26 protein-coding genes are annotated in these 25,668 nt (G+C 38.1%); 10 read left to right on the forward strand and 16 right to left on the reverse strand.

Features of this window, described 5'->3' with window-relative positions; genetic code table 11:
- Window positions 1-5: 5 nt before the first annotated feature.
- From MKY08_RS12625 to MKY08_RS12635, 3 genes are all read right to left on the reverse strand, one after another.
- Window positions 6-920, reverse strand: a complete 915-nt coding sequence (locus MKY08_RS12625) for a zinc ABC transporter substrate-binding protein (RefSeq protein ID WP_069513285.1) — start codon at window positions 918-920, stop codon at window positions 6-8.
- Between the two features lie 115 nt (window positions 921-1,035).
- A complete protein-coding gene (locus tag MKY08_RS12630) occupies window positions 1,036-1,332 on the reverse strand; it encodes a hypothetical protein (RefSeq protein WP_069513207.1) in 297 nt (98 codons plus the stop codon).
- Between the two features lie 256 nt (window positions 1,333-1,588).
- Window positions 1,589-1,753 (reverse strand): hypothetical protein, encoded by a 165-nt coding sequence (locus MKY08_RS12635; RefSeq protein ID WP_162832707.1) that lies wholly within the window; start codon window positions 1,751-1,753, stop codon window positions 1,589-1,591.
- Window positions 1,754-2,120: 367 nt separating this feature from the next.
- On the opposite strand from MKY08_RS12635, the gene MKY08_RS12640 reads away from it, so the two are divergent.
- Together MKY08_RS12640 and MKY08_RS12645 are read left to right on the forward strand one after the other, a co-directional pair.
- A complete protein-coding gene (locus MKY08_RS12640; RefSeq protein WP_069513206.1) occupies window positions 2,121-3,146 on the forward strand; it encodes an S-layer homology domain-containing protein in 1,026 nt (341 codons plus the stop codon).
- Between the two features lie 86 nt (window positions 3,147-3,232).
- Window positions 3,233-3,790, forward strand: a complete 558-nt coding sequence (locus tag MKY08_RS12645) for a flavodoxin family protein (protein WP_069513205.1) — start codon at window positions 3,233-3,235, stop codon at window positions 3,788-3,790.
- A gap of 44 nt (window positions 3,791-3,834) precedes the next feature.
- Here the strand turns inward: MKY08_RS12645 and ade are convergent, their stop codons facing one another.
- Entirely contained in the window at window positions 3,835-5,580 is a 1,746-nt protein-coding gene (gene ade, locus MKY08_RS12650; RefSeq protein WP_069513204.1) for an adenine deaminase, read from the reverse strand.
- 253 nt (window positions 5,581-5,833) lie between these two features.
- Complete coding sequence (locus MKY08_RS12655; protein WP_069513284.1) at window positions 5,834-6,256, reverse strand: pyridoxamine 5'-phosphate oxidase family protein; 423 nt, start codon at window positions 6,254-6,256, stop codon at window positions 5,834-5,836.
- A 159-nt stretch (window positions 6,257-6,415) separates the two neighbouring features.
- Between MKY08_RS12655 and MKY08_RS12660 the strand changes: the two genes are divergently transcribed.
- Complete coding sequence (locus tag MKY08_RS12660) at window positions 6,416-7,042, forward strand: YitT family protein (protein ID WP_069513203.1); 627 nt, start codon at window positions 6,416-6,418, stop codon at window positions 7,040-7,042.
- 65 nt (window positions 7,043-7,107) lie between these two features.
- On the opposite strand, the gene MKY08_RS12665 is transcribed toward MKY08_RS12660, so the two are convergent.
- From MKY08_RS12665 to MKY08_RS12705, 9 genes are all read right to left on the reverse strand, one after another.
- Window positions 7,108-7,743, reverse strand: coding sequence for a 50S ribosomal protein L25/general stress protein Ctc (locus MKY08_RS12665; RefSeq protein ID WP_069513202.1), 636 nt, complete (start codon window positions 7,741-7,743; stop codon window positions 7,108-7,110).
- A gap of 154 nt (window positions 7,744-7,897) precedes the next feature.
- Entirely contained in the window at window positions 7,898-9,097 is a 1,200-nt protein-coding gene (locus tag MKY08_RS12670; protein ID WP_069513201.1) for an MFS transporter, read from the reverse strand.
- Window positions 9,094-9,918 (reverse strand): dipeptide/oligopeptide/nickel ABC transporter ATP-binding protein, encoded by an 825-nt coding sequence (locus MKY08_RS12675; RefSeq protein ID WP_069513200.1) that lies wholly within the window; start codon window positions 9,916-9,918, stop codon window positions 9,094-9,096. Before MKY08_RS12675 ends, MKY08_RS12670 begins: the two co-directional genes overlap by 4 nt.
- Window positions 9,912-10,784, reverse strand: a complete 873-nt coding sequence (locus MKY08_RS12680) for an ABC transporter ATP-binding protein (RefSeq protein ID WP_069513199.1) — start codon at window positions 10,782-10,784, stop codon at window positions 9,912-9,914. Before MKY08_RS12680 ends, MKY08_RS12675 begins: the two co-directional genes overlap by 7 nt.
- 15 nt (window positions 10,785-10,799) lie before the next feature.
- Window positions 10,800-11,606, reverse strand: coding sequence for an ABC transporter permease subunit (locus MKY08_RS12685; protein WP_069513198.1), 807 nt, complete (start codon window positions 11,604-11,606; stop codon window positions 10,800-10,802).
- Complete coding sequence (locus MKY08_RS12690; protein ID WP_069513197.1) at window positions 11,606-12,547, reverse strand: ABC transporter permease; 942 nt, start codon at window positions 12,545-12,547, stop codon at window positions 11,606-11,608. Before MKY08_RS12690 ends, MKY08_RS12685 begins: the two co-directional genes overlap by 1 nt.
- A 4-nt stretch (window positions 12,548-12,551) precedes the next feature.
- A complete protein-coding gene (gene nikA / locus MKY08_RS12695; RefSeq protein WP_069513196.1) occupies window positions 12,552-14,147 on the reverse strand; it encodes a nickel ABC transporter substrate-binding protein in 1,596 nt (531 codons plus the stop codon).
- 170 nt (window positions 14,148-14,317) lie between these two features.
- Window positions 14,318-15,232 (reverse strand): S-layer homology domain-containing protein, encoded by a 915-nt coding sequence (locus MKY08_RS12700; RefSeq protein ID WP_069513195.1) that lies wholly within the window; start codon window positions 15,230-15,232, stop codon window positions 14,318-14,320.
- A gap of 160 nt (window positions 15,233-15,392) precedes the next feature.
- Window positions 15,393-16,082, reverse strand: coding sequence for a YjjG family noncanonical pyrimidine nucleotidase (locus MKY08_RS12705; protein WP_069513194.1), 690 nt, complete (start codon window positions 16,080-16,082; stop codon window positions 15,393-15,395).
- Between the two features lie 415 nt (window positions 16,083-16,497).
- Between MKY08_RS12705 and yfkAB the strand changes: the two genes are divergently transcribed.
- A complete protein-coding gene (yfkAB, locus tag MKY08_RS12710) occupies window positions 16,498-17,610 on the forward strand; it encodes a radical SAM/CxCxxxxC motif protein YfkAB (RefSeq protein WP_069513193.1) in 1,113 nt (370 codons plus the stop codon).
- Between the two features lie 165 nt (window positions 17,611-17,775).
- On the opposite strand, the gene MKY08_RS12715 is transcribed toward yfkAB, so the two are convergent.
- Both MKY08_RS12715 and MKY08_RS12720 read right to left on the reverse strand, forming a co-directional pair.
- A complete protein-coding gene (locus MKY08_RS12715; RefSeq protein ID WP_069513192.1) occupies window positions 17,776-18,774 on the reverse strand; it encodes an LLM class flavin-dependent oxidoreductase in 999 nt (332 codons plus the stop codon).
- A gap of 75 nt (window positions 18,775-18,849) precedes the next feature.
- Window positions 18,850-19,275, reverse strand: coding sequence for a hypothetical protein (locus MKY08_RS12720; protein WP_069513191.1), 426 nt, complete (start codon window positions 19,273-19,275; stop codon window positions 18,850-18,852).
- Window positions 19,276-19,491: 216 nt separating this feature from the next.
- Here MKY08_RS12720 and MKY08_RS12725 point away from each other — a divergent pair, with 216 nt between their 5' ends.
- The 6 genes from MKY08_RS12725 (at window position 19,492) to MKY08_RS12750 (ending at window position 25,623) form a co-directional block, all read left to right on the forward strand.
- A complete protein-coding gene (locus MKY08_RS12725) occupies window positions 19,492-20,259 on the forward strand; it encodes a TSUP family transporter (protein ID WP_069513190.1) in 768 nt (255 codons plus the stop codon).
- Window positions 20,260-20,378: 119 nt separating this feature from the next.
- On the forward strand, window positions 20,379-20,897 hold the full coding sequence (locus tag MKY08_RS12730; protein WP_069513189.1) for a sigma-70 family RNA polymerase sigma factor: 519 nt from the start codon (window positions 20,379-20,381) through the stop codon (window positions 20,895-20,897).
- Window positions 20,890-21,780 (forward strand): RsiV family protein, encoded by an 891-nt coding sequence (locus MKY08_RS12735; RefSeq protein WP_069513188.1) that lies wholly within the window; start codon window positions 20,890-20,892, stop codon window positions 21,778-21,780. Before MKY08_RS12730 ends, MKY08_RS12735 begins: the two co-directional genes overlap by 8 nt.
- 108 nt (window positions 21,781-21,888) lie before the next feature.
- On the forward strand, window positions 21,889-23,013 hold the full coding sequence (locus tag MKY08_RS12740) for an endospore germination permease (protein ID WP_069513187.1): 1,125 nt from the start codon (window positions 21,889-21,891) through the stop codon (window positions 23,011-23,013).
- Complete coding sequence (locus MKY08_RS12745) at window positions 23,013-24,470, forward strand: spore germination protein (protein WP_069513186.1); 1,458 nt, start codon at window positions 23,013-23,015, stop codon at window positions 24,468-24,470. The genes MKY08_RS12740 and MKY08_RS12745 overlap by 1 nt, the downstream gene beginning before the upstream one ends.
- Complete coding sequence (locus MKY08_RS12750; protein WP_069513185.1) at window positions 24,463-25,623, forward strand: Ger(x)C family spore germination protein; 1,161 nt, start codon at window positions 24,463-24,465, stop codon at window positions 25,621-25,623. Before MKY08_RS12745 ends, MKY08_RS12750 begins: the two co-directional genes overlap by 8 nt.
- Window positions 25,624-25,668: the final 45 nt, after the last annotated feature.

Raw genomic sequence — 25,668 nt, forward strand, 5'->3', positions numbered from 1 at the left:
TTCACCTACTTTAGTGCATCGACAATGGTGTCGATGTTATGTTGATACATCCCAACGTATGTGCCTTCTTCTGTTCCTTCAGCGCCCATGGCATCTGAGAATAATTCGCCACCTATGGCAACTTCATGCCCTTTTTGTTTTGCCCCTTCAATAACAGCTTTCATCGCTTTATCGGAAACACTTGACTCTACAAAAATCGCTTTGATTTTGTTATCTACTAAAAAGTCCACCATTTCTTGAACGTCTTTCACACCATATTCAGCTTCTGTACTTAGCCCCTGTAAGCCGCGAACTTCAAATCCTTGGCTCTCTCCGAAATAGTTGAACGCATCATGTGCTGTTACTAATATTCGTTGCTTATCTGGTACTTCACTAATGCGCTTTTTAGCGTACGCTTGTAGCTCATCTAATTTTTTCAAATACGTTGTTTCATTTGCTTTAAAGTCATCTTTAAACGCTGGATATTCTGCTACAAGCGTTTTCGTTACAGCGTCCACAACTTGTTTCCATAAGTCAATGTTAAACCAAATATGCGGATCATGTAGAAGCCCTTCATCTTCACTATCAAGTAGCTTTGCTTTATCCAACTTATCCCCAACAGCTAGCACAGTTTTATCTTTGGACATTTGATCAAAGATATCGAGCATTTGTCCTTCTAATTGTAGACCGTTATAAAAAATAACTTCGGCTTTTTCTAACTTCGATAAATCGCTCTGTGTTGCTTTATATAAATGTGGATCTACACCAGGCCCCATCAATGCCGAAACAGTTAAATGGTCACCGCCAATTTCTTTAATCACATCGGCAATATGCCCCGTTGTTGCAACAACGACTCCTTCTTTTTTTTCCGTTGCGCTATTTTCTGCGCTACAACCGAAAAGTAACATCATTAAAACCATTACACCTAAAAAACGTTTCATTACCATTACCGTCGTCAAAACCTTATAAAACGCTATAGCGTCGTTTACTTCTTGCACCATCGTGCCTGATTTTGCCGAAGCTACTTTCTTTTTTAGCATTGTGGTGCAACGAATCCTACATTTTAACCGTATAATGTGCGATTAATCGACTAACGGTAAAGGTTATTGGGAAGCCGATATGAGTCCAAGCTTCCCCCATCACATTGATAGATTCTTTCCATTGTGAATGCTTTTTTATGAGCTTGCCACTGCAAATTTCTAAAGAAGGATAACACTTAACTGTTTCTATCAAAAAATATTGTGTGCATTTAATTGCTATTGTCTTTTGAATTTCACACAGCTTCTGTTGCCCAATGCCTTGAAAAAGATGTCTATTTTTATCAGCCTCTTGTTCAACTGCTACTTTAATCAATGGCTAATTTCCCTACTCTTAGTCGTTTCCTGCTGAAGATGATGATGCGGTTATTCGTTTAATTACGTGGAAGTAAACGTATTACTTTGGGTTGTTTTATAATGTTGCTTGTTTTGACGAAACGGTTTCCCTCCTTATACTTTTTATAAATTTCGAGAGACGCTTTCGCAGCAACTTGCGTAAACATTTCTCTATTTTCCGTTTGGACAGATGTGTATTTCATCTTTTTTTTAATCACGCCGCTTTGCATGGCGTATTAATTATTTATCATGAATTTTTTCATAAGCTGTTTCCAGCCCATCCAAAATATAATGATTGAAATCGCTACACCAACTGATTGGGTCATTTTCCATAACATCGTCAAAAACACTAGTATGCCTAGCGGAAGAATTGTTAGTTTCAAATCATCTAACTCTTTCATACAGTCACTCTTCTTTCGTTTGCGATATTTTGTTTCCCTTAGGAAAAATATATGCTTAATGAAAAGAAATTTCAACTGTTTTATAAAAATTTCTTTTAAAAAATTTTTTTCTTGCACACATTTTTTATGCGCCCATCATATTTCTGTGCATCGTTTTATAAAAATTAAAGGTGCCTATCCAGTTGTAACGGTGTAAAGGCTATAGTTGAAAATTGCTGATATCTTCCGTTATATCGTTCGTACAATGTAGCCCATCATGTTCACTAGTAAAATTGACGTGATCTTGAATTATTTGATAGAAACATTTGCAGTTTCCATCTATATCCTGCAAACTAAATATAATTACAGCTAGAAAGGAAGTATGATAATGAAACAATTAGTGTGTATATTATTGCTTTCATTACTTATCGTTGCTGGGAACTACAAAGTGGAGGCAGCCGGTTTTTCAGATGTAACGGAAGACCATTTTGCTTACGAGGCGGTTTTGTGGGCAGAAGAATATGACATTATCGATGGCTATGCGGACGGTACCTTCAAGCCGAATGCAACCATTACGGAGCAACAATTTGCAAAGTTACTTGCTAATTATTACGAACTAGAGTCCCCATATGATGAGTTAAAAAAACAGACTACTGCTGGGAACTGGGCAGATGAGTATTATAATCGCCTAGCTAGTTACGGTGTACCGCTCAACGGGTATTTTCATAACAATATTCGAGCAACAGCAATAAAACGCGGTGTTGTTGCACAAGCAATCACCCACCTTGCAGAGGGCAAACGCGGTCTTAATGAATCCATTCAATTTTTACTCGATTCCTATATTTCCACTGGACAAAACCCCAAGTATGAAAATCATGATTTACAAAAGTTTTTTGGCGTTGCAAACCATATGACGCGCGCGCAAGTTGTGACATTGCTTCACCGCATGGATTCAAGAAATTTTTATACGATTTCTGATGATGCACAAAACATTCACGAAAACCAAAGTAACGTTTCATTAAATGGACGAGCGCTTAATGGGCAAAAGCAACTCGATAAATCGATGCAACAAGTAGCAACATCTAACAGTGCATGGGAAGGAACGTATACCTATTATTATAAATGGGGCAAAGGAGCGACTGATTTTAATCGCCGTGATGCTATTATTTCAAATGCTACAAGCAAGAGCTTCAACATTTCTTTGACAGCAAGCGATGGACAACAGTCTGGTAGTGTAGAAGGTACAGCTACTATCACGTCTAGCACAAAGGCTATTATGAACAAATCCGACAATGGCAACCGCTGTGTGCTTGAATTTGAACAACTTAAAAATGCACTTAAAATTATTGAAGTAGATTGCCGATTTGCACATGATGAAGGAACGAACTTTTCAGGCACATTAAAAAAGCAATAAACAAAGGCGGAACACTAACGTCCCATGAAAATACGATAGGTAGAAGTAGCATACACTATGCTTAATTTGATTTAAGGAGGAATAATATGCGCATTACCGCTTTGTATGGTAGCTCAAGACAACACAGCAATAGTGAGGAGCTTGCCAACTATGTATTAGAAGGGATCTCCCATGAAAAGTTATATTTAAAGGACTTGAATATTGTACCCATTCATGATTTACGCCATGATGCACAAGGCTTTCAGTATGTAGAGGATGATTACGACCAAATTATTCAAGCTTTATTGACAAGTGATATCGTTCTATTTGCCACACCGATTTATTGGTATAGCATGTCTGGCATTATGAAAAATGTGATTGACCGTCTAAGTCATGCCATTCGTGATGAGCGTTTTCCACAGTTGAAAGAACAGCTTCAGACAACAGAAGCGATTGTGCTTGCTGTTGGTGGCGATGATCCACGAATAAAAGGCTTACCAATGATTCAACAATTCCACTATATTTTTAACTTTTTAAATATGCCTTTTTCATCATACATTATCGGTAAGGCCAATAAACCTGGTGATATAGCACTTGATGCGCTAGCTCTGACACAGGCAACATTGTTAAATAAACAGCTTCAAGCCCGCATGACCTCCAAATAAACAAACGACCTGAATGCATGATGCTTTCAGGTCGTTTTTTAAGGCTATGCCTCTACTGAAATATGTTGGAACGTTGTCACATTAAATAAACCTGTATCCGTTAACTTTAAGGCTGGAATAACAGGTAGTGCTACAAACGAAAACGTTAAAAGAAAATGGAAATCTAAATGAGGATTAAGCTCATGGAGTGCATTGTGTAAACTTGCTAATTGGTTTTTAGCTTCAGCTGCCGTTACATCCGTCATTAACCCACCTATCGTTAGCGGCATTTCTGCTAAAATTTGACCGTCTGCCACAATCACAAAGCCACCTTGAATTTCTTGAATACGATTAAGTGCCATTACCATATCTGCATCATTCGTTCCAATGACTAACGCATTGTGTGAGTCATGGGCTACTGTTGTTGCAACTGCTCCTTTTTGCAAACCGAAACCTTTCACGATACCTAGCCCTGTCGTATGCAATTGATGATGGCGCTCAATAACAGCAAGCTTTAGTAAATCCTGCTCTACAGATGGTACAAACACACCATCTGTGACAGGTACCTCTACGACCAAATGATTCGTAATCAGTTGGTTGGGGACAATTTCCATAACATTGGCTGTCGTTCCTTTTGTAAACGGAATGGCAAGCATATCAGTTGTCATGGCTGGCAAATGGACAGATTGATGGATATGGGCTGGCACTTTTAGTTGCGCACGAGCTGTTAACATTTCACCATTTTCAGCGACTTTGATCCCATCTTTCCAGACCGCTATTGCACGCATTTCCTTTATATCTTCTACTACTATAAAGTCTGCTTTATAGCCCGGTGCTAAAACACCCCGATCGTATAATCGATAGCACTCTGCTACATTAATGGTCGCTAATTGAATGGCTTGCAATGGTTCCATCCCTTCTGCAATGGCCATTTTTACGTCAAAGTTAATGCTACCTTCATCCATTAATTCATCGACATACTTGTCATCGGTGCAAAAACCGAATCGACGGGCATTTACTGTATTTACTGCTGGTAATAAGTCACGTAAATTTTTTGCAGCGGAGCCTTCACGAATTAATACGTACATGCCTTGCTCTATACGGTTTAACGCCTCTTCTGCTGTCACACATTCATGGTCGGTATGAATACCTGCCACACGGTAGCCTGTAATTTGCGCGCTTGTTAAGCCTGCACAATGGCCATCTACAACTAGATTTGCTTGTTGGGCTAACAAGATTTTTTCAAGCATACTGGCTTCGCCGTTTAACACAGCAGGAAAATCCATCACCTCTGCCAGACCACGAACATGGTCATTGGTCATAAATGGTGCTAAATCTTTTGCTGTCAAAGTTGCACCTGCATGTTCAAAATGAGTGCCAGGCACACTTGACGGTAACATAACGAAAATATCCATTTCAGCTTTTTTAGCATCATCTAGCATAAACTGAATACCTTCTGCACCTGCGACATTAGCAATCTCATGTGGATCTGTGATGACTGTCGTAACACCATGAGGAACAAGGACACGACTAAATTCAGCTGGTGTAAGCATAGAAGATTCAATATGTATATGCCCATCAATTAACCCAGGAATTACATAATGACCCGCAGCATCTTCCTCATTATTAGCAGTAAAACGATTTTGGGTATCGAGGGCGATAATTTGCCCATTTTTCACCACAACATCGGCCCTTTTCCAAGATAATGTAAAAACATCGGCAACAAGGGCATTGCGCAAAATAAAATCCGCCTCTAGTTTCCCCTGTGAAGCGATTATGTTTTTTGTTAGTTGCTGTAGTTTTTCTACCATATTGAGCACACTCCCTTTTCATTTATGACCTATCATGCATGAATAATGAAGGAGATTCAAGTCATGAAGATTGTTTCACCTTACATTTACTTTCACAATGGCTTCAATAGGATAATTACCTTAACATTATAAACTAGTTCTTACGCTTGAAGCCGTTAGCGGTAAAGTACTTGAGTGGAACGGAGGCGACGACTCCTATAGGAGCGCACTATGGTAGGCAACAGTACTTTGTGGTATAAAAAACGACCATCTATCAATGGTCGTTTGTAAATTCTAACTCTTTTGGTGGCTCGCCTTTTTTGTTCATCAATCGCATCCGAATGGGTTCAATTTTAAGTGTCACCATTTCATCTTTATTGCCAATGAAAATTCCTGTGAAAAATTCTGCTAATTTATTTTTCAAACCTTCCTCTTGGATTTCCGTTAACTTCCCTTCTATCTCAACAAAGGTATCGCCAAATCCACCATTGTCGTAGCCATATAAAATATGTGTATACGGATTTTTCAATAGCTCCTCGATTTTCTCCGAATGCTTATTTGTTACGGTATACAACACGAAGTCTTCATTTTGGAATGTCATATAACGTGAATAAGGCTTGCCATTTTCAACGGTTGCCATCGTTCCTATTTTTTCTCGATTTAATACTTCTAAAATTTCATCACGTACCGAAGTCATTTCATCCCATCCTTTCATATTGTTATTTTACCCCTCCATTCATAAGCTAAACCCGCATTTTTTGAAAAATATGAAATGACTATTTTCGAGGTTTTTTCAAAACTATTGCTATAATATTTTGTTGGACAACATGAATTTATTAGAATGAGGGTATTCAAAATGAAACAAGCTTTTTTTACAAGATGTCTGTTTTTCATCGTTGGCATTATCGTATTATCATTTGGCGTCACGTTAACGATTAAAGGGCAATTTTTTGGTGTTGGTTCATGGGATGTTTTACATATAGGTTTAGCCAAAACGTTTGGACTAACGATTGGCACTTGGTCCATCCTCATTGGCTTAGCCATTTTAGCTTTCGATATGTTAGTGACGAAGAAGTTTCCTTTGCCAGGTACATTTGTAGATATGTTTTTAGCTGGTATTTTTATTGATATCTTCAACTTCTGGCTTCCTGATATTGAGGGTTTTTGGATGCAATTAATTGCCTACCTCACTGGATTGCTATTACTTGGCTGGGGTTGTGGTATGTATATGGTAGCCAATTTAGGTATTGGCCCACGAGATACATTAATGCTTCTGATGGTTCATAAGCTTGGCTGGAGTGTCACGCGTGCTCGTACTTTGATGGAAGTAACAGTAGCAATTATCGGCTTTTTCCTCGGAGGCCCTATTGGTGTAGGCACAGTCCTAATGGCTTTTGGTCTCGGCCCGATTGTACAAGTAGCATTAGCCTATAACGAGAAATTATTTACTAAATGGACTGGTGTGAAGAGCGCGATTATTTAAAATCATACAAATTATAAAAAGGAGCCTTTTACGGCTCCTTTTTGCTAGCATGGATACGATACTTTTTATTCTCTCGGTTCGGCTGTATTTTGCCCTGTTGCTTCGATTACTTCGGGTGTGCCATCTACAGTTTCATCTTCTTGTACATTTTCTGCTGGTGGTGGTGTAATGGTCACTAATGTGTAATCATCTTCATTTAAAATTTCAAAATGATAGTTTTGACGAATATCGCCCACATACAGCGAAGTGCCAATAGCAACATTGGTTACATCGATTTCTATCGTTTCTGGTATTTCGGATGGTTGCACTTTAATACGTATATCACGATTTGGTTGTAACAGGAAACCGCCATCTTTTACACCTATCGCTTCCCCTACAACGGAAACAGGAATATCGACTTCTAGCTCCTCTGACATATTGATTGATTTAAAGTCAACATGCTTCACATGCCCTTTTAATGCACAGCGCTGGACTTCATTTAACACGGCATTTATTTTCTTGCCTTCCACATCTAATTGAAAGACACTTTTACTACCGATTTCACTTAATACTTTCGCAAACATTCTTGCGTCAAGTGAAATCGACGTCGGGTCCATTTGATAACCGTAAACAACGCCTGGAATAGCACCACTTTGTCTTAGTTTTGTTAGTGTTGAACCTTGTCCTTTATGACGTTTTGTAGCATTTAAAATGGTACTCATTAGCATTTTCCCCTTTCGTGAAAACTAGTCTCATAAAAGGTTTTGCCCGATATGTTGATTTTTATACCTTCCTTACGATTAACTATTCTTTTCTACTTCTCAAAATTTTGTCATCTGTAAGCTATTTTTTCCTTCTACCCGCTAGAAGCACTCATTAGCTCTTTGTCACGATTAGATGCTCGTACTTTCCCGTCATTTCACGTTTAATCACAACAATTATTAGTGCTATTCCTGCTATCAGTGTGCACGTCATAAACATTATGGCATAGGAAGTGAATTGCACAACGAAGCCCATGAAAAAGCTTCCTGCCCCAAAACCTAAATCATATGTAGCTAAATAGAGCCCTAGCAATGTGTAGCGAGCTTCCTTTGGTACAGCAAAGGACATATATGTAGTAACCGTTGGATAGAGCATTGCTGATGCTAAGCCATTAAAGATTGCGGACATATAAACGAATGAACCAAGCATGGGTAACATGGCAAGGAATGTCGTACCGAGCATTGAGCTGATTAATACTAAAGAGATAAACATTGGATGCCATTTACCATCAGAAGGGATAGATTGGCGGAATAAAAAACGGCTACCGACAACGACAATCGCCTGTAAAAATAAATACAGCGCTGGATTGGCAATACATTCAGTTAACATATAAAGTGGTACAAAAGTGGAAATAGCTCCAAATACGGCAGCGCCTATTGCCATGACAATAGCTGATACCATTAGCCCTTTATGCTGTTTCGTACGCTTTAAAGCATAAAGCATATCGTTAAGTGAAATCCGTTGTTTTGCTGCTTTTGTTTTCGGTAAAGGCGAACGAATAAAGCAAAATAATGGTGCGATTGCTAAAAAGACAATAAATGCCAGTAAATAATGCAGTTCAAACTGGCTCCAAAGTAACAATGCTACTGCCGGCCCATAAATTGCAGGCATTACGGTGGATAAGGAATACATCGACATCCCCTGCCCACGGTCTTCATCTTGTAAAACATCTGCAATGCCAAGTTGCATGGCCATCGAGAAAAAGGCTGTGATGACACCTTGTAGTACCCGCACAATATAGAGACTATCAATGCCAAATACGACATAAATAAGTAGTGCTATCGCGTGGGCTAGTAATAGCCATTTCATAATTGCATATGGACTATGTTGTGCTATCATCTGCCCAGCAAATGGACGTAAAAACATACAGACAAGCATATACATCGCCATCATGACACCAATTTGACTTTCTTTAAAGCCTCCCGCTGCAGCCTGAATAGGAAAAATAACCGTTAATACTGCGTTTGCCGTAAAGAAAAACATAGCGAGTCCATACATTTGGAGCATGCGGCCCGATAATGGACGATACCTCATGAAACATGCTCCTCTCGATCAAATCCTTGCGGTTGAGAAGAATGCTTACAAGTAATTGGTAATCTTGCTGCTAATAGTCGCCTACTTACTGGATGGGTCATGTTGTGAATTTGTGTTATATCGCTTACATATTCGACAATTTCCCCTTTATCCATCACAGCTACTTCATCAGCAAATAACTGTACTGCATGTAGGTCATGTGTAATGAAGAAGTAACTAAACCCTTTTTCCCGCTGTAACTGTTTCAGTAGTTTTAATATACTTATCTGCACAAGTAAATCTAGGCTATTGATAGATTCATCAAGGACAATTAACTTAGGCTCGGTTGCAATGGCTCTTGCTATCGTCACACGCTGTAATTGTCCCCCACTTAATTGATGCGGATATTTATAAGCATCAATTGAGGCTAATCCAACTTGTACAAGTAACTGTTCGATTTTCTTTACTCTTTCTGCCTTCGATAGTGATAGGTGAAGTTCCATTGGCTCCGCAATAATGTCCTTTATTTTCATTTTCGGATTGACCGCACTTTGGCAATCTTGAAAAACCACTTGTATATTTTTTTGTAACAGTTTCTTTGATGCTTTCACTGTCGTACACACATTCAAGTTATCAAATAGGATCGCGCCACAATCTGGTTGTTCTATCCCTAATACAAGCTTGCCAAGCGTTGTTTTCCCGCTACCACTTTCACCGACGATAGCTAAGCATACACCCTGTCGAAGTGTTAATGTAACATTTTTTACTGCCTGTATCCTTTCTTTTATACGAAACCAGCCTTTTTGCTGATAGCATTTTGAAACATGTTGTATCATTAACATGAGGTTTCCTCCTGTCTTACCCAGTGACCTTGCCTATGTTCATATAATTCACCGCTTACTTCTCCCACCCATGCATCCACTAACTGTTCGAGCGAGTATTTATTATCTTTCGCAGCTAATAGTGCTTGTGTATAGGAATGAACAGGCTTCATTAAAATACAGTCAGTAGGACCATATTCAATAATTTGCCCTCGGCGCATGACGACGATGATATCCGCCATTTTGGCAATCACACCTAAATCATGTGAGACAATTAGCATACTTGTATTTGTTTGTTGTTGATATAATGCTAATTCCTCTAAAATCTCAAGTTGTGTCATCGTATCCAGAGCTGTCGTTGGTTCATCGGCTAATAAGAGCTTCGGGCTAAGACTCGCTGCAAGGGCAATCATAATGCGTTGGAGCATTCCACCACTTAATTCATGTGGATATTTTTTCAAAATTGATGCATCTGGCAATTGAAAGCGCGCAAGTTGTTGTGCGGCTATTTTTAGTGCCTGTTGTTTTTTTACAGAGGTATGTGCTTGCATCGTTTCAACGAAATGATCGCCAACTGTGACCATAGGATTAAACATAGCAATCGGATTTTGCATAATAAGTGCAATATCATTACCTCGAAGCTGTCGCATTTCTTGCTCGTCCATGGCTAATAATGAACGTCCTTCAAATAAAATATCACCATTATAGCGTCTAGAATCCCGAAACAGTTGCATAACGGCATGACACAACATGGTTTTACCACTGCCACTCTCTCCAACTATACCGACTGTTTGACCAGCAGGAATCATCATACTAGCATCTCTTACGACTTGCTTTTCCCCATTCTCGGTTTGTATCCAAATAGAAAGTTGTTGTATTTCTAACATGTTACGACCTCCCTCCTATATGGCTTTTGGATCCATTGCCTCTCGAAGTGCATCGCCAAACCAATTCAAAATCAGAACAGTTAATGAAATCATAATACCTGGTAGAAACATGAGCATCGGATGACTCATCAAATACGTTTTACTATCGCTAATCATCATGCCCCATTCTGCCATCGGTGCTGATACCCCTAAACCTAAAAATGACAACTCAGAAATCAGTAAAATCGTTGAGCCAAGACCAATTAATTTCAATAAAAAAATTTGTGGAAATACAAAAGGTACAATATGTCTTATCATAATTTTCCATTTCGGAACTCCTATTGTACGCGCATACTGCACATACGTACTCTCTTTTAATGACCGCACCATGTTGCGAATAATCCGTGCAAAGCCCACCCATGACACAAGCACAATGGCGATAAACATATTCCGTATACCGCCACCCAGCGCTCCAACAATGACAAGTGCAAACACGAAATCAGGAATCGCTAGAAAAATGTCGCAAAGACGCATTAATACTAAATCGACAATACCTCCAACATAACCAGCAAGCAGCCCGACAAACATGCTAATAAACAATGTTACGACAAGTACACTCAACGCGATAAAAAGAGATACACGTGCCCCGTATAATAAACGCGATAACACACAGCGCCCTAAATAATCGGTACCTAATGGATAGTCAGTAGAAAAGCCTTGTAATTTCAATGCCATATTAGTCGCATAAGGATCATTTGGGGCAAGCCACGGTGCAAATAATGCCATGACAATCAGCAATAACACAAGCACACTACTACTTATAAGCGCTATTTTCTTTTTCATTATGCTCCGTCTCCTTTTAACCTTACCCTTGGATCAACAAGTGCACACAATATATCTGCAACAAAATTAAAGACGATGTATAGCCCACCAATCATTACGATAAAGCCTTGTAGCACAAAATAATCTCTAGCAAACATCGACTCTACAACAAATCGCCCGACTCCTGATATTGTAAAAACAATTTCAATAATAGCCGCTCCCCCAAGCAATCCACCACATGTCATCGCAAGCGAAGTAACAAGCTGTGGTAAAATCCCTTTCACAATATGCCTCCGTATAATGACCGACTCTTTCACACCGCGGGCTCTTGCAAAGACTACATGTGGTTTATTGACTTCTTCCAGCATGCTGGATCGAATAAGCCGAATGTAGTAAGGAATAAAACCGAGTGCAAGCGTTCCAGCAGGCAAAATGACATGTGCAAAACTACCCCACCCCATTAGAGGAAGCAATCCCCATTTTAATGCCACGATATAGACAAAAACAAAAGCAAGCCAGAAGCTCGGCATAGATGCGAGTGTAAAAATAAACGAACGACTAAGCCAATCGATAAACCCACCTCGCTTAGTAGCAGACCAAATACCAACCGTAAAACTAACCGTAACAATAATAATAAACGCGGTTGCTGCAAGTGTCAGCGTCACATGAAAACGTTGCAAAAGTTCAGCTGTTACTGACTTTTTCGATACAAATGATTCACCAAAATCCAACGTCATAGCATCTACCAACCAAGTACTATATTGCACGAGCAAAGGGCGATTATAGCCCTCTTCCTCACGCATAGATGCAAGTGCTTCTTCTGATATTGGAATTTGATTCATTGTAAAATAGGCTTCCACCGGATCTACTGGAATAACACGAATTAATCCAAATGCTATGATGGTCATACCAAAAAACGCCAATAACATGCTACCCAATCTCTTCGCTAAAAATGACCCCATTTGCTTACTTCACCTCAAAATTTTTTAGAGGGACTTCATACTGTTGCATTGAGAATGACAAGTTTGCTAACGCATTATTCGCAACTAAATAATTGGTACGGTACGATAACGGCATGAAAATGGCTTCCTCATGAATAGTTTGAAAGATGGACTCGTACAATGCTCGCCGTTGTCCTTCATCTGTTGAACGAATTACTTTCGCTATATTCGCTGTTAGTTGCTCTGACACGGCCAATCCTTTTTGCGCGTAATAACCGATTTGCTTGTCACCTGTCATTGTGCGTATATACATATGCGGATCATAGGGTACTCCCCATGTATCATTCATGATTATGTTGTATTGACCTGTTTTACTACGCATTTTGAAAAGCTGATCTTCCTCTCCAATCAACTGCACGTCTACGCCTATTTCACGCCATGCACTTTGTAAATATTCGAAAATGGTCTTATGCACTTGATCACCGCTGTTATACGGTATTACTAACGTTAATGTTTGCCCATTTTTTGTGCGGAATGTTGAACCGCTTTCTAACACCCATCCTGCCTCCTCTAGTATTTGCGTCGCTTTCTCGATGTTGTAAGTATAATGTTCTAGCTTTATATCACTAAATGGAAAACCTGGTGCAAATAATGTATAGGCTTCTTGCTCTAGGCCGGCTAATACATAATCAATCATTGTTTGTCGGTCAAAGGCATGTTGCAATGCAAGTCTTACATTTTTATCCTGCGTCACCCCATATGTAGTATTGAATGATAAAATTCTGGTGGAAGATGGCTCCGAAATCATCGTTTGATATTTTCCTGTTTTTTGTAACGCTTGATATTCCGCAGGTGCAAGTTGCCCGCTACCAAAAATTAAATCAATATCCCCTTTTTCTAGCGCCATCATCCGCGCTTGTGCATCAGGAATAATTTTGACGATTACTTTTTTTAACTTCGGTTTTTCTCCCCAATAATTTTCGTTTCGGGTAAACTCTGCAAAGCTATCTTGCTGATAGTCAGTTAAAATCCACGGACCTGAACCAATCGGCTTTGCTATCCCATCTTTTGTCGTACCACTCGCTGGGAAACCACTATCTGCTAACATACGCAGTGGACGAATCAATGATAATTCTTGTAAAAATGGATAATAAGGTTCTTTTAAATTGATTTTAACTTGTCGTTCATCGACTATTTCCACGTTGTCAATAACCGCAACAACTTCTAGCCAGCTATGTGCAGCACTATTTTCCACAACGGTATCAATATTTCTTTTTACATTCTCTGCAGTTAGCTTCGAACCATCTGAATACATTACATCGTCACGTAATGTAAAAGTATAACTTTTACCATCTGCAGTCATTTCCCATTCGGCAGCGAGTGCCGGTTGTATTTTACCATCTTCTCCATAGCTCACTAATGGATCATATAGCATGGCTTGTGCAAACAGTTCATTTGGAGCATACATATGTGGATTAACTTGACCAATATCTTTGACCCAAGACATGGTCAGTACACTTTTTGGGTTGCTACTTGTGCTTTGTTTTTTATCCTCTAAATTTCCGCATGCAGCTACTATACTCAATGCGAAGATAAGTAGGAAACTAGACAATTTTCTCATAATTTGTTCCCCTTTCATAAACAGTAATGATTACTATTATCATTACAATTTGCAATTCTAATTGATTCTTAACTTTTTGTAAAGTACTTATACAATAAAAAACACCTTTTCTTCCAATTAAGGATGAAAAGGTGTGAAGGGCGTGACAGGCACGCAAACAATTCTGACAATTATAATCTGCCTGCAACTTGTAAAGTTACTGCTAGCATTTTCGCAAATTGACTTCGAGTTATATAGTCGTTTGGACGCAGCGTTGCACTTTCGTCTAGCGCGCCAATCGCATAGAGTGTTTGCGTGTGACGCAGTAGCTCTCCTTGGAATTCACGACTATCTTCATAGGGTAACGTCGGTTCATCTTCATGCACAAAATCAACAGCATCCAATGTACGCCCGAGCATTAAAATTGCCTGCTGTCGTGTAATTTTGCCATTCGGATCAAAAATAGTTGGCGATTTGCCATTTATAATACCTAACGAGTGCAAGGCACCTACATGACCAACGTACCACGATTTTTTTTGGTCTATATCTGTAAACTGTTTTGTTGGCATCTGCTGGAAGCTAAATGCACGAACGAGCAAGGCACTAAACTGTGCACGTGTTAAAGCATCGTTCACACCAAAATAATCAGGTGTGCGCCCTCGAATAATACCGCGCTCCGCCAAAGTTTGGATATAGCTACTACCTGTTGCTCTTGTTAGATCACGGAAATAGAGTTGTTCAGGGTGCACAAATTTCAGCTCTGCATTATTATGAATGGTTGCAACAACACGGTCCCCTTCATCGCGATAAGCAACAGGCTCTGTAATTCCTTTTTTAAACACTTGTTGTAGCACGCCAGTTTGACCATTTTTAAAAATGACAACCTCAAGTGGTTGACGATTATTGACGATATTCGCCTTAATGCTATAAACTCCATTTTTTTCAGTTGCAGAAATGGTCGCACCATAAGCGGAATATACTGTCATATTTTCCGTTTTCATATGTACGTAATTCGTCGGTTCGTCATAGGCAGATGCTTGCATCGGGCAAGCTATAGACGCCCCCAACAGTGTTATTAACATTGTTTTTTGAAAAATTCCTTTCATATTGGTCCTCCCTCTTTTTTTCTATTACTATCATAATAGATTTAAATGTGTAAAAATATAGTATTTTTAGCACATACTCCTATCAACCATCTTTTTTAAGTAATAAAAACTTCGCTCACTATTATAACTGCTAATAGTTGAGCGAAGTTCCTTCATTTTATTATGGACTTAATAACAAATGCAACTCGTGCAATTTTTTAATTTCATAATGAGGTTGAATATCCGTTGCATTGTTAATATTGCGAATGTTAAACCAACACGTATCAATTCCTGCTAGCAAACCACCTTTGACATCCGATGTTAGCGAATCACCAACAATCATGGTCTTGTCTTTATCTAATCCCTCGATGCGCTCAAAAACATAATCGAAAAAAGCCGGCATCGGTTTCTGATAGCCTGTTTGCTCCGAAATAAAAATTCCTTTAAAGTATTTGGCTAAATCTGCATCAGCTAATCGTTTATTTTGCGTCTTCGTCTTACCATTCGAAACGACATATAAATCGTAACTACCTGCAAGCTGTGCAATCAGCTCATAGGCACCATCAACATAATGATGCGCTTCCTGCAAGTACTTTTGGAAACCCGCTTCAAAATATTCTCCGTCTACCTCTATACCAAATTCCTTTAGCGCAATGGAGAAACGAGTATTATGTAATGTATTTTTTGTTACTTCGCCTCGTTCAAAGGCACGCCACAAAGACTCATTAATTTCTTTATAACGGGCAATCATCGCCGGTGTAGTAGCAATATTTTCTTGTGCAAACAAACGGTCTAGTGCTGCGTTTTCAGCTAAATCAAAATCTAATAATGTATCATCTACATCAAACAATAGTATCTCATACTTATTCAAAACGTTTTCCTACTTTCTTTGTTACGGTCTTACCGCCTTGCTTTCTTTATCATAACGTTTTTTTGGAAAAATAGTAAACTATACACTCAGTCTTTTCTTTGCATCAATGTATTTAAAGCAAGCAGCTTTTTTAGGACCGCTTCCTGTACTTCACTTAAAGGATGGATTGATACTGTAAATTCATTTCCCCACTGCGCGTTGCAATCATGTAAAGATAAAAATATTTAGCCAATACAGTTAAACGTATTACTCATAACCTCATAGAAATATTTAGCGTTTTCTTATATGAACATTATTTCCGAAGATAGATTAAAATGCATCATTTAAACGAAAAAAAGCTCTTTCAATAATTTCATATTTGAAAATAGTAGTGAATATGAGACAATAGAATGCTAGAAAGGAAGATGTACGAATTATGACGACCTTACAAACAATTACGCCCCACTTTGATCCATGGGAAGCGTATTTAGATGTCGAACAACATGGGCACATGACCCTATCAAATATTGAATTTACAACAACAACCCTTTGCAATATGCGCTGCGCCCATTGTGCTGTCGGCTATACATTACAAAACAAAGACCCGGAAGCACTGCCAATGGAGTTAATTACAAAACGACTGGATGAAATTCCCCACTTAAAAACACTTAGCATTACGGGTGGCGAACCGATGATGTCGAAGAAATCCGTGCAAAATTATGTACTCCCACTCTTAAAATACGCACATGCGCGTGGGGTACGTACACAAATTAACTCGAACTTAACAATTGAACCAGAGCGTTATTTACTCATTGCACCGTATTTGGATGTTTTACATATTTCACATAACTGGGGTACGGTGGATGAATTTGTTGAAACAGGCTTTGCCATGATGGAGCGAAAACCAACTTATGAACAACGTGCTGCTTTGTTCCAACGCATGATTGATAACTCCAAAATGCTTGCGGAACACGGCGTTATGGTCTCTGCTGAAACAATGCTCAACAAAAAAACATTGCCTTACCTAGAGCATATTCACAATCAAATTATTAACGAGATGCACTGTGCTCGTCACGAGGTACATCCGATGTATCCATCAGACTTCGCCAGTTCACTAAGCTCACTTTCTCTAGCGGAAACTCGCGCTGCTATTCATCATTTACTTGATGTGCGTGATGAAAGTGCTTGGATGTTATTTGGTACACTACCGTTCTATCCATGTAGCACGGATGAGGAAGATCAAAAACTATTAAAACGTTTACGCGAGACGAAAAACGTTACAATGCGTAATGATCCAGATGGTCGTTCTCGACTAAATGTTAATATTTTTACAGGCGATGTAATCGTTACAGACTTTGGCGATGCATCAGCGCTTGGCAATATTGTTCAAGATAAGCTACCTGCAATTTTCGATAAATGGATGACAACAGATTTAGCCAAATCATTAAACTGCCACTGTCCCGCTGTAAAATGCTTAGGTCCGAACGTCTTAGTAAAAAATATGTACTATCAGAACACTACTTTTACAAGTGGCTCAGCAAAACTTTAAACAATCAAAAATGTCCAATGCGCTTGAATGCATTGGACATTATGCTTTAAATATTCTCTACATTGCGTTGATTTCTTGTTCTGTACTGGCGTGTTACGCTTTTTTGCAAAGAGCTCCTTGTTATAACCTATTTTCTGCAATTACCGTTAAATAGTATTAAAAACATTATTGTGAAATCAATTCTTTTGCCAGTAGTTTATAGCAATTTAAGCGACTTTCCTGCGCATATTGATTGCAGTTTAGCATTACTTCATCAAAGCCATATTGCTCCTGTTCAGCTACTAAAAATGCCGCAACATCCTTCGGTGTGCCAACAATGTTGGCTTTACGATTATTTTCAATCATCATTTTATCCATCTCGGTCAATGGATAGTCTTGCGCCTCTTCAGGCGACATCGCTTGGATAATTTGTCCCTTCATCAATTGAAGCCGCGTAATATCAATTGGCTTTGCTAAGTATTCGGCCTCCTCTAAAGTATCGGCAACCGTTGTCGCATAAGTAACGATAATTTGCGGTTTTTCCATATAGTAAGAAGGTGTAAAGTACGATTTATACGTATCAAAAATATCTTTAGACATATTGCCAGTAAAGAACTGGGCATACGAATAACCTACACCACGTTGCCCTGCTTGCATGGCACTTTGACCGCTTGAGCCAAGCAACCACGCTTCTGGTAATTGACTGATAGTAGGTGATGCAACAACTTGATCATAGACTGATTCGCCAGTCTTTTGGTTATTCATCAGTTTTAAAATAGTATCGAGTTTATCATATTGTTCATCAAAATGCTGTCTGCGTCCCTCGGCAAGTGCATAAATTGATGCATGGTCTCCACCAGGTGCACGGCCAACACCAAAGTCAATGCGATTCGGTGCAAGTGCACTTAATGTTTTAAAAACTTCTGCCAACTTGTACGGCGAATAATGCATCATCATAACGCCACCAGTGCCAATTCGTAAACGTTTTGTTTTCGCAGCTAAAAAAGCCGCTGTTATTTCAGGCGCTGAGCTTGCCAGTGATGCGCTATTATGATGTTCTGCCAACCACATACGATTGAAGCCTAGTTCTTCACCTAAAAGCGCTAATTGTTCTGTCCGCAAAAATGCCTGTTCAGCACTATGACCTTTTGGTACAGGAATTTGATCTAAAATACTTAACTTCAATGAAAACACCCTCTCTGTCTGTATGCTCTCTTTACTACTGTAATATAGTAATTCTATTTTACAAAGTAAAAGCACTTACTGATAAGCGAGTTGTTTCATTTCCCATGTTTCATACACCATGCCAATAAGAGTTCCTTTTTGTTGTGAATCCAGTACTTCATCGTTAAATTTCATTGCGAAAAGCTTAAATTCATTCGCTTCCTCATTCACAACAAATTGCAAAATAGCATGTCCCTTTTCCTCTAGAAATACAATGTCCCCCGAAAGTTCCACAACATGTTGACCCGTTTTCGCTTCATAGTAACGCCAATAAGGTTCTGTAAAAGCATAATTAAAGGCATCACGCACTTTCACATCCGTAAAATCAACTAAATAGCCCTCTTTTACTGAATCGATGTACACATTATCGGTAATATCCTTTTTTGCATTGAACACATACCCTACAAGCACCCCCATAAATACAACACAAACAAAAATTCGAAAATGATTTCCTAAAGACAAATGTCATCACGTCCCCTTTACGCAAAAACACCATTTTCTTCATAATACATTAAAATAGTTACATAAAGTAGAATATTTTTGTATTTTGCAGATTTTTTATATTCCCATCACAATTGAACCATACTAAATGCTGTACTCGAATTTTTTTCAAACTATTTACAGTCACTCTTTGTTCCGCTAATATCAGATTATTATTATAGAAAAGAGATGACGTTCGTGCCTTTTGATTTAGATTTGAATATTTTATTGATTCTTATTATTTTTGGCTTTTTGGCCGCATTTATTGACTCTGTAGTTGGTGGAGGTGGGCTTATTTCATTGCCTGCCCTCTTATTTGTAGGATTACCACCTTCTGCAGCCGTCGCAACCAATAAACTTGCCGGTACAATGGGCTCTCTGACGAGTACCATTACGTTTTACCGTTCTGGAAAATTAGACATCAAATCCGTCTACAAGCTATTTCCATTTGTTTTTATTGGCTCCATGATTGGGGCATGGATTGTCCATTTAATCGATCCAAGTGTTTTAAAACCGTTAATGTTAATTATGCTAGCCGTTGTAGCCGTTTATACAATATTCAAAAAAGACTGGGGGAGCATTTCTACATATAATAAGCTAACACCTAAACGATATGCTGGTTTCATCTTTATTATTACTTTAATTGGCTTCTATGATGGTTTTTTAGGACCAGGTACAGGCTCATTCTTACTATTTTCCTTTTTAATAGTAGGCTTTGACTTTTTAAAATCTGCGGGCAATGCTAAATTTTTGAATTTTGGCAGTAACATTGCAGCACTTTTAATGTTTATCTACTTAGGGCAGATCCATTATACTTATGGCTTCGCTATGGGGCTTGCACAAATTGCAGGTGCGATTGTTGGTTCAAAATTTGCTATTAAACGTGGGAGCAGTTATGTACGTAAGCTATTTATTGTCGTAACAATCCTATTACTACTGAAAAATACATACGACTATTTTTCATAAAATGCTTCTTACCTCTTACAGGAGGTAAGTTTTTTTTCTTTCTATCAACTTTTTCTCCACTTTCACACGTCTAGTAGTTGTATACAATTTGAAAATGTTAAAAAGGAGCTTCTTTGGACATGAAAACAAGAAATGCATTTCAACATGAAGAGGTGTTTGTCCAGTTAATTCGCGAACAGAAAGAACGATTTTATTTGCTAGCCTATAGCTATACGAAAAACGAGCAAGATGCACTCGATATAGTACAAGACAGCATTCAAAAAGCGATGCTTTCTCTCGATCGACTAGAACACGTGGATTATATGAAAAGTTGGTTTTACAAAATCGTTGTAAGAACAGCAATAGATTTTTTGCGCAAACATAATCGTTTACAAGTAACAGACGACGACACTCTTCAATATTTAACACCTGCACAAGAAGATATTTACGAAGACATCGACTTAGAGCATGCGTTAGAAGAATTACCCCAGATGTACCGTGAAGTAGTGATTTTGCATTATTTTGAGGATTTAAAGCTAGCTGATGTTGCCAATATATTGGACATCAAGTTGAGCACAGCAAAATCACGCCTATATAAAGCCTTAAAACTTTTAAAAATACAACTCCAAGATGGGAAGGGAGAAACCACACATGGATAAAAAATTAAAAGATTTAAAAAAACAATATGATGAAGTACCAATCCCAAAAGAGCTTGACTTTGTTGTTGAAAATGCACTAAAGCAAAGTAAAAAGAAGAAAAAAAATCGAACGCCACACTGGTTACTAGGAACAGCAGCAGCAGCAATGCTGTTTACCGCTAGCTTAAACGTTAGCCCTGCAATGGCACGTACCCTTTCGGAAATACCGGTTGTCGGAAGTGTTGTAAAAGTACTTACTTGGACTGAATACGAAGTGGCAGATGACACATATGAAGCAAATATTAAAGTTCCTTCTATTGAAAATTTAGAAAATCAAAAGCTTGCCAATACATTAAATGAAAAGTATCGTGCAGAAGGAAAAGCGCTTTACGATGAATTTATTGCAGATGTTGGCGATATAAAGGCGAATGGCGGTGGTCACTATGGCGTAGATAGCGGCTATGACATTAAAACAGATAACGATCAAATTTTATCGATAGGACGTTATATCGTCAATACAGTTGGTTCTTCTTCAACAGTGATGCATTATGATACAATTGATAAACAAAATGAAATTTTAATCACGCTACCAATGTTATTTAAAGATGACAGCTATATTCGTGTCATTAGTGACAATATTAAAGAACAAATGCGTGAACAAATTGCTGCATCGAACGAAGAAAAAGTCTATTGGGTCAAAGGTGCAGGCTTGCCTGATGAGGATTTAATGGATGTTTTTAAAGCTATAGACGCTGAACAACAATTCTATATTTCGGATAAAGGAAAGCTTATTATTTCATTCGATAAATATGAAGTAGCACCTGGTTATATGGGCGTAGTAGAATTTGAAATTCCAACGGACGTACTTCAAAACAGTCTTGTAAGTAATCAATATATTCATTAAATAGCTGGCACTATCTCAAGTATATGAGATAGTGCCTTTTTATAACTTATAATCCTTCAACTTTTTGTCAATGCTAATATGTATCAAAACAGGTTAGAGGGTTTTTATATGAAAAATGTCGGATCGATTAGTATTTTACATGTTGTCTTCCTAGCAATGACAGTTATTGGCTTAAAAAATCACGTAACCATAATGCCTCCATTATTAGAGGTTGCAGAAAGAGATAGCTGGTTATCCGTTATTTTCACATCACTAATCATGTTTCCTTGGCTCTTTCTTTTAGTGTATATTCATAGAAAATCAAAACAAGAACCTTTAAAAAATTGGCTAAAACAAAAAATAGGAAAAGTCGGCTCGAATATCGTCATCTATACAATTGTCATTGTTCTCATCATTATTGCAGCCTTTACAATGATTGAAACGTTACAGTGGATCAATACAACCTTTTTACCTAAAACACCAAAGTTAATTTTGCTTGCTATTTATGTTACTCTTTGTATTTTGCTTGTCATGACTAGTTTACAAACAATTGTTATTGTCAATGTATTCGTTTTATTAGCGGTCGTCGTATTTGGCTTTTTTGTCGCGTTTACCAATTTACAAGTGAAGGACCATGAGTTATTACGGCCTTTTTTTGAGCATGGTTTCCAACCAATCTTATCAGGGCTCATCTACCCCGCTTCCGGCTTTTCAGAATTAATAATGTTTTTACTTATCCAACATCAAATTAAAGATCGACTTCGATGGTATCACTTTGCCATCATGCTACTAATTCTAGCAGGGTTAACATTGGGACCACTTATTGGTGCTATTACAGAATTTGGACCCACTGAAGCTGCTAAACAACGTTATCCTGCTTACGAAGAATGGGGATTAGTAACTATAGGGCGCTATGTAGAACATTTAGACTTTCTTTCTATTTATCAATGGCTTACAGGAACATTCATTCGTGTTGGATTTATTTTATATGTTGTAACGGACTTACTGGGCATGGTGGGAGACCACCAACGCATATGGAAAATGGTAGCACTTCCGTTCTTTTTCATATGCCTGCCACTAATATTATTAAATGAGCACATATTTCTAGAACTCAAAGGAAATTATATATTAACAGCTACGTTTATTTTCTTTTTCTTACTATCCATTTTTTTAATGATTGTGGCTTTCATGTCAGGAAAAAAAGCAAACAAGTCTAAAGCCGATTACCAAGACACGGAAAGTGGTGACACCTGATGCCTTCAACAGAAAAGTCCTTAGATTTAAACGGCTTAAAGCAGTTATTTGAAAAATCTGCTGACGTTCATTTTCAAGAATATGTATTTAAGCAGCATCGAGTACAATTCGTCATTTGTGAGGCGATGATTGATCAGCAACTACTCCATGACGTGATTGTAAGGCGTGTTCAGTCTCTTTTTGATAAATTAACAGACACATCACTGCAAGATGCTATCAATACCCAGTTACACATCCCTAACTTACAACAAGTAACAGAAGAATCAGAAGCTATATCACTCGTATATACTGGCCATTTACTTCTTTATTTTGAATCCGATGAACTACTTTACGCAAGTAATATTGCCAAAAAGCCAAATCGTAATCCTGAAGAAACACGGATGGAAGTACTTGTTAAAGGACCTCGAGATAACTTTATTGAAGATATTTCCGTCAATATTGCATTATTAAGAAAACGACTGCCGACAAATTCCTTATGTGTTGAAAAAATGGAACTGGGAAAACGTTCAAAAACAACGGTTGCCATACTTTATTTTGGTGACATCGCCAACATGGACATTTTAAATAGTATAAAAGTACAGCTACAATCCGTTGATACAGATATTGTCTTTAGCGGTGATTTGCTAATGGAGCGTGTCAACAAAAATACGCGATTTTTCCCGAAAACGGATTATACAGGACGTCCTGATTTCGCGATTCAAGCATTGATTCGCGGACGTTTTCTTATTTTTGTAGATGGTGTAGCGTATGCGGTTATCACACCGGTTAATTTATTTTTACTCTTAAAATCAGGCGAGGATAATGAATACCCGATTGTTTTTAGTTCACTAGAACGGTTACTACGTATATCAGGTATTCTTATCGGTTTGCTCTTACCTGCTTTTTGGCTTGCCTTAACGACTTATCATCAAAATCAATTACCTTTACTGTTTTTAGCAACGGTTGTGCAAGGTCGAACTGGTTTACCTCTTCCCTCTTCATTGGAAATGCTAATAATGCTACTGATGTTTGAGCTCTTTCGAGAAGCGGGTCTACGTTTACCATCTGTTATTGGCGGAACGATAAGTGTTGTTGGTGGTTTAATTATTGGTGATGCAGCCATACGTGCCGGTGTGACAAGCCCTGAGATGATCGTTATTATTGCTGTCTCTACCATCGCTTCCTTTACACTTGTCAACCAATCTCTCGTTACGACCATTAGTATTTTCCGTGTTGGTTTTATTTTGTTAAGTGGCTTTTTTGGGTTATTTGGCTTCTTTATATCCCTATACGTAACCCTTCTTTACTTATGTAATATAAGAATATTCGGTTATTCTTATATGCAAGTTGGCGGTGATTTAGACTGGCAAACCATTAAGAAAACACTTTTCCGCTTATCACCTAAAGGTTACTCTAAACGCCCGAACTATATTGCTCCACAAGATCAAACACGTACGAGTGAGGATAAAAATGAATAAAAAAATACTCTGTATATTGTTAGTACTGACGACACTGCTGTCAGGCTGTTGGGATGTCACTGAACCACAAAGAATGTACTATATTCATGCACTTGGTATAGATTTTAAAGATGGTCATTATGAAACCTATATGCAAATTATTGATTTTGCCAATATAGCCAAATCCGAACAGCCTAATAATCCGCAAGCTCAACAAGCTGAAATTGGACATGCCAAAGGTAAAACAATAGAAGATTCTTTTTTCGATTTATATCATTCCATTGATCAAAAAGCGTTTTGGGGTCATATTACCTACATTATACTTTCAGAAGAAGTAATGAAAAGCGACAAGGTCAACCAAGTACTTGACTTTTTAACGCGTTATCGCGAAATGAGATACCAAATATGGGTATATGGCACAAAAGAGCCACTCGATGAATTACTAGTCGTCACACCAATTAATAATAAAGCACTTACATTATCGAAACTCGGTGATCCATTAAATTCGTTTAGGCAAGAATCTTTTGTAACACCGATTAATGTTCGAAAATTGGTCATCGGTCTAAATGAGCCTAGTCATGAAGTGTATTTACCTCTCGTCTCAATTGATAAAGGATGGGAAACGTCGAAAGGACAGGCTGAATCTATAGAAATAAAGGGTGTTGCCCTCTTATCGAATGAAGGCTATAAAGGGTCTCTCACACAAAATAAAGCTAACGGTGTCAAATGGATGACCAATGAAACAATGCGCAGTGAAATCACAGGGCAAATTGGTGAAGGTGAAAATTCCTATGTAACCGTTGCTTTGGAACATATAAAAGTTCATATTACACCTATCGTAAAAAACGAAAATGTACAATTTGATATCGAAATCAAATTAGAGGCAACCAGCGTTCTAGGTATTACAAAAAAAATCACTACGAAAGAAATTCAGAAAGAGATCGAAAAACAAGTGGAAAAAGAGGTAAGAGAAACGTTTAAGGAAGCTATTGCGTTGGATACAGATATTTACCGTTTATCTGAAAGACTTTACCGCAAAGACGTTAAACTGTGGAAAAAATTAGAAAAAAATGGAAAAATAGAGTTAACTGAAGATTCCATACGCAATATTCATGTAAATGTTTACAAAATAAATCCTGGCAGAGGATCTTATACAGAAACAATTAGAAAATAGTTGTAAAATAAATCTAAGGCATCGAATAATTCACATTCGATGCCT

It is taken from the genome of Lysinibacillus sp. FSL M8-0337, from assembly GCF_038593855.1.
GTDB lineage: Bacteria > Bacillota > Bacilli > Bacillales_A > Planococcaceae > Lysinibacillus > Lysinibacillus sphaericus_D.

Excerpts from the sequence above, each read along its gene's own strand:
- MKY08_RS12750 (WP_069513185.1), top strand. The coding sequence starts at position 24,463 with ATGAATAAAAAAATACTCTGTATATTGTTAGTACTGACGACACTGCTG.
- MKY08_RS12740 (WP_069513187.1), top strand. The coding sequence starts at position 21,889 with ATGAAAAATGTCGGATCGATTAGTATTTTACATGTTGTCTTCCTAGCA.
- MKY08_RS12655 (WP_069513284.1), bottom strand. The coding sequence starts at position 6,256 with ATGACTTCGGTACGTGATGAAATTTTAGAAGTATTAAATCGAGAAAAA.
- nikA (WP_069513196.1), bottom strand. The coding sequence starts at position 14,147 with ATGAGAAAATTGTCTAGTTTCCTACTTATCTTCGCATTGAGTATAGTA.
- MKY08_RS12730 (WP_069513189.1), top strand. The coding sequence starts at position 20,379 with ATGAAAACAAGAAATGCATTTCAACATGAAGAGGTGTTTGTCCAGTTA.
- MKY08_RS12670 (WP_069513201.1), bottom strand. The coding sequence starts at position 9,097 with ATGAGGTATCGTCCATTATCGGGCCGCATGCTCCAAATGTATGGACTC.
- ade (WP_069513204.1), bottom strand. The coding sequence starts at position 5,580 with ATGGTAGAAAAACTACAGCAACTAACAAAAAACATAATCGCTTCACAG.
- MKY08_RS12680 (WP_069513199.1), bottom strand. The coding sequence starts at position 10,784 with ATGTTAGAAATACAACAACTTTCTATTTGGATACAAACCGAGAATGGG.
- MKY08_RS12660 (WP_069513203.1), top strand. The coding sequence starts at position 6,416 with ATGAAACAAGCTTTTTTTACAAGATGTCTGTTTTTCATCGTTGGCATT.
- MKY08_RS12700 (WP_069513195.1), bottom strand. The coding sequence starts at position 15,232 with ATGAAAGGAATTTTTCAAAAAACAATGTTAATAACACTGTTGGGGGCG.
- MKY08_RS12690 (WP_069513197.1), bottom strand. The coding sequence starts at position 12,547 with ATGGGGTCATTTTTAGCGAAGAGATTGGGTAGCATGTTATTGGCGTTT.
- MKY08_RS12645 (WP_069513205.1), top strand. The coding sequence starts at position 3,233 with ATGCGCATTACCGCTTTGTATGGTAGCTCAAGACAACACAGCAATAGT.
- MKY08_RS12675 (WP_069513200.1), bottom strand. The coding sequence starts at position 9,918 with ATGTTAATGATACAACATGTTTCAAAATGCTATCAGCAAAAAGGCTGG.
- MKY08_RS12640 (WP_069513206.1), top strand. The coding sequence starts at position 2,121 with ATGAAACAATTAGTGTGTATATTATTGCTTTCATTACTTATCGTTGCT.
- MKY08_RS12635 (WP_162832707.1), bottom strand. The coding sequence starts at position 1,753 with ATGAAAGAGTTAGATGATTTGAAACTAACAATTCTTCCGCTAGGCATA.
- MKY08_RS12745 (WP_069513186.1), top strand. The coding sequence starts at position 23,013 with ATGCCTTCAACAGAAAAGTCCTTAGATTTAAACGGCTTAAAGCAGTTA.
- MKY08_RS12625 (WP_069513285.1), bottom strand. The coding sequence starts at position 920 with ATGAAACGTTTTTTAGGTGTAATGGTTTTAATGATGTTACTTTTCGGT.
- yfkAB (WP_069513193.1), top strand. The coding sequence starts at position 16,498 with ATGACGACCTTACAAACAATTACGCCCCACTTTGATCCATGGGAAGCG.
- MKY08_RS12665 (WP_069513202.1), bottom strand. The coding sequence starts at position 7,743 with ATGAGTACCATTTTAAATGCTACAAAACGTCATAAAGGACAAGGTTCA.
- MKY08_RS12735 (WP_069513188.1), top strand. The coding sequence starts at position 20,890 with ATGGATAAAAAATTAAAAGATTTAAAAAAACAATATGATGAAGTACCA.
- MKY08_RS12685 (WP_069513198.1), bottom strand. The coding sequence starts at position 11,606 with ATGAAAAAGAAAATAGCGCTTATAAGTAGTAGTGTGCTTGTGTTATTG.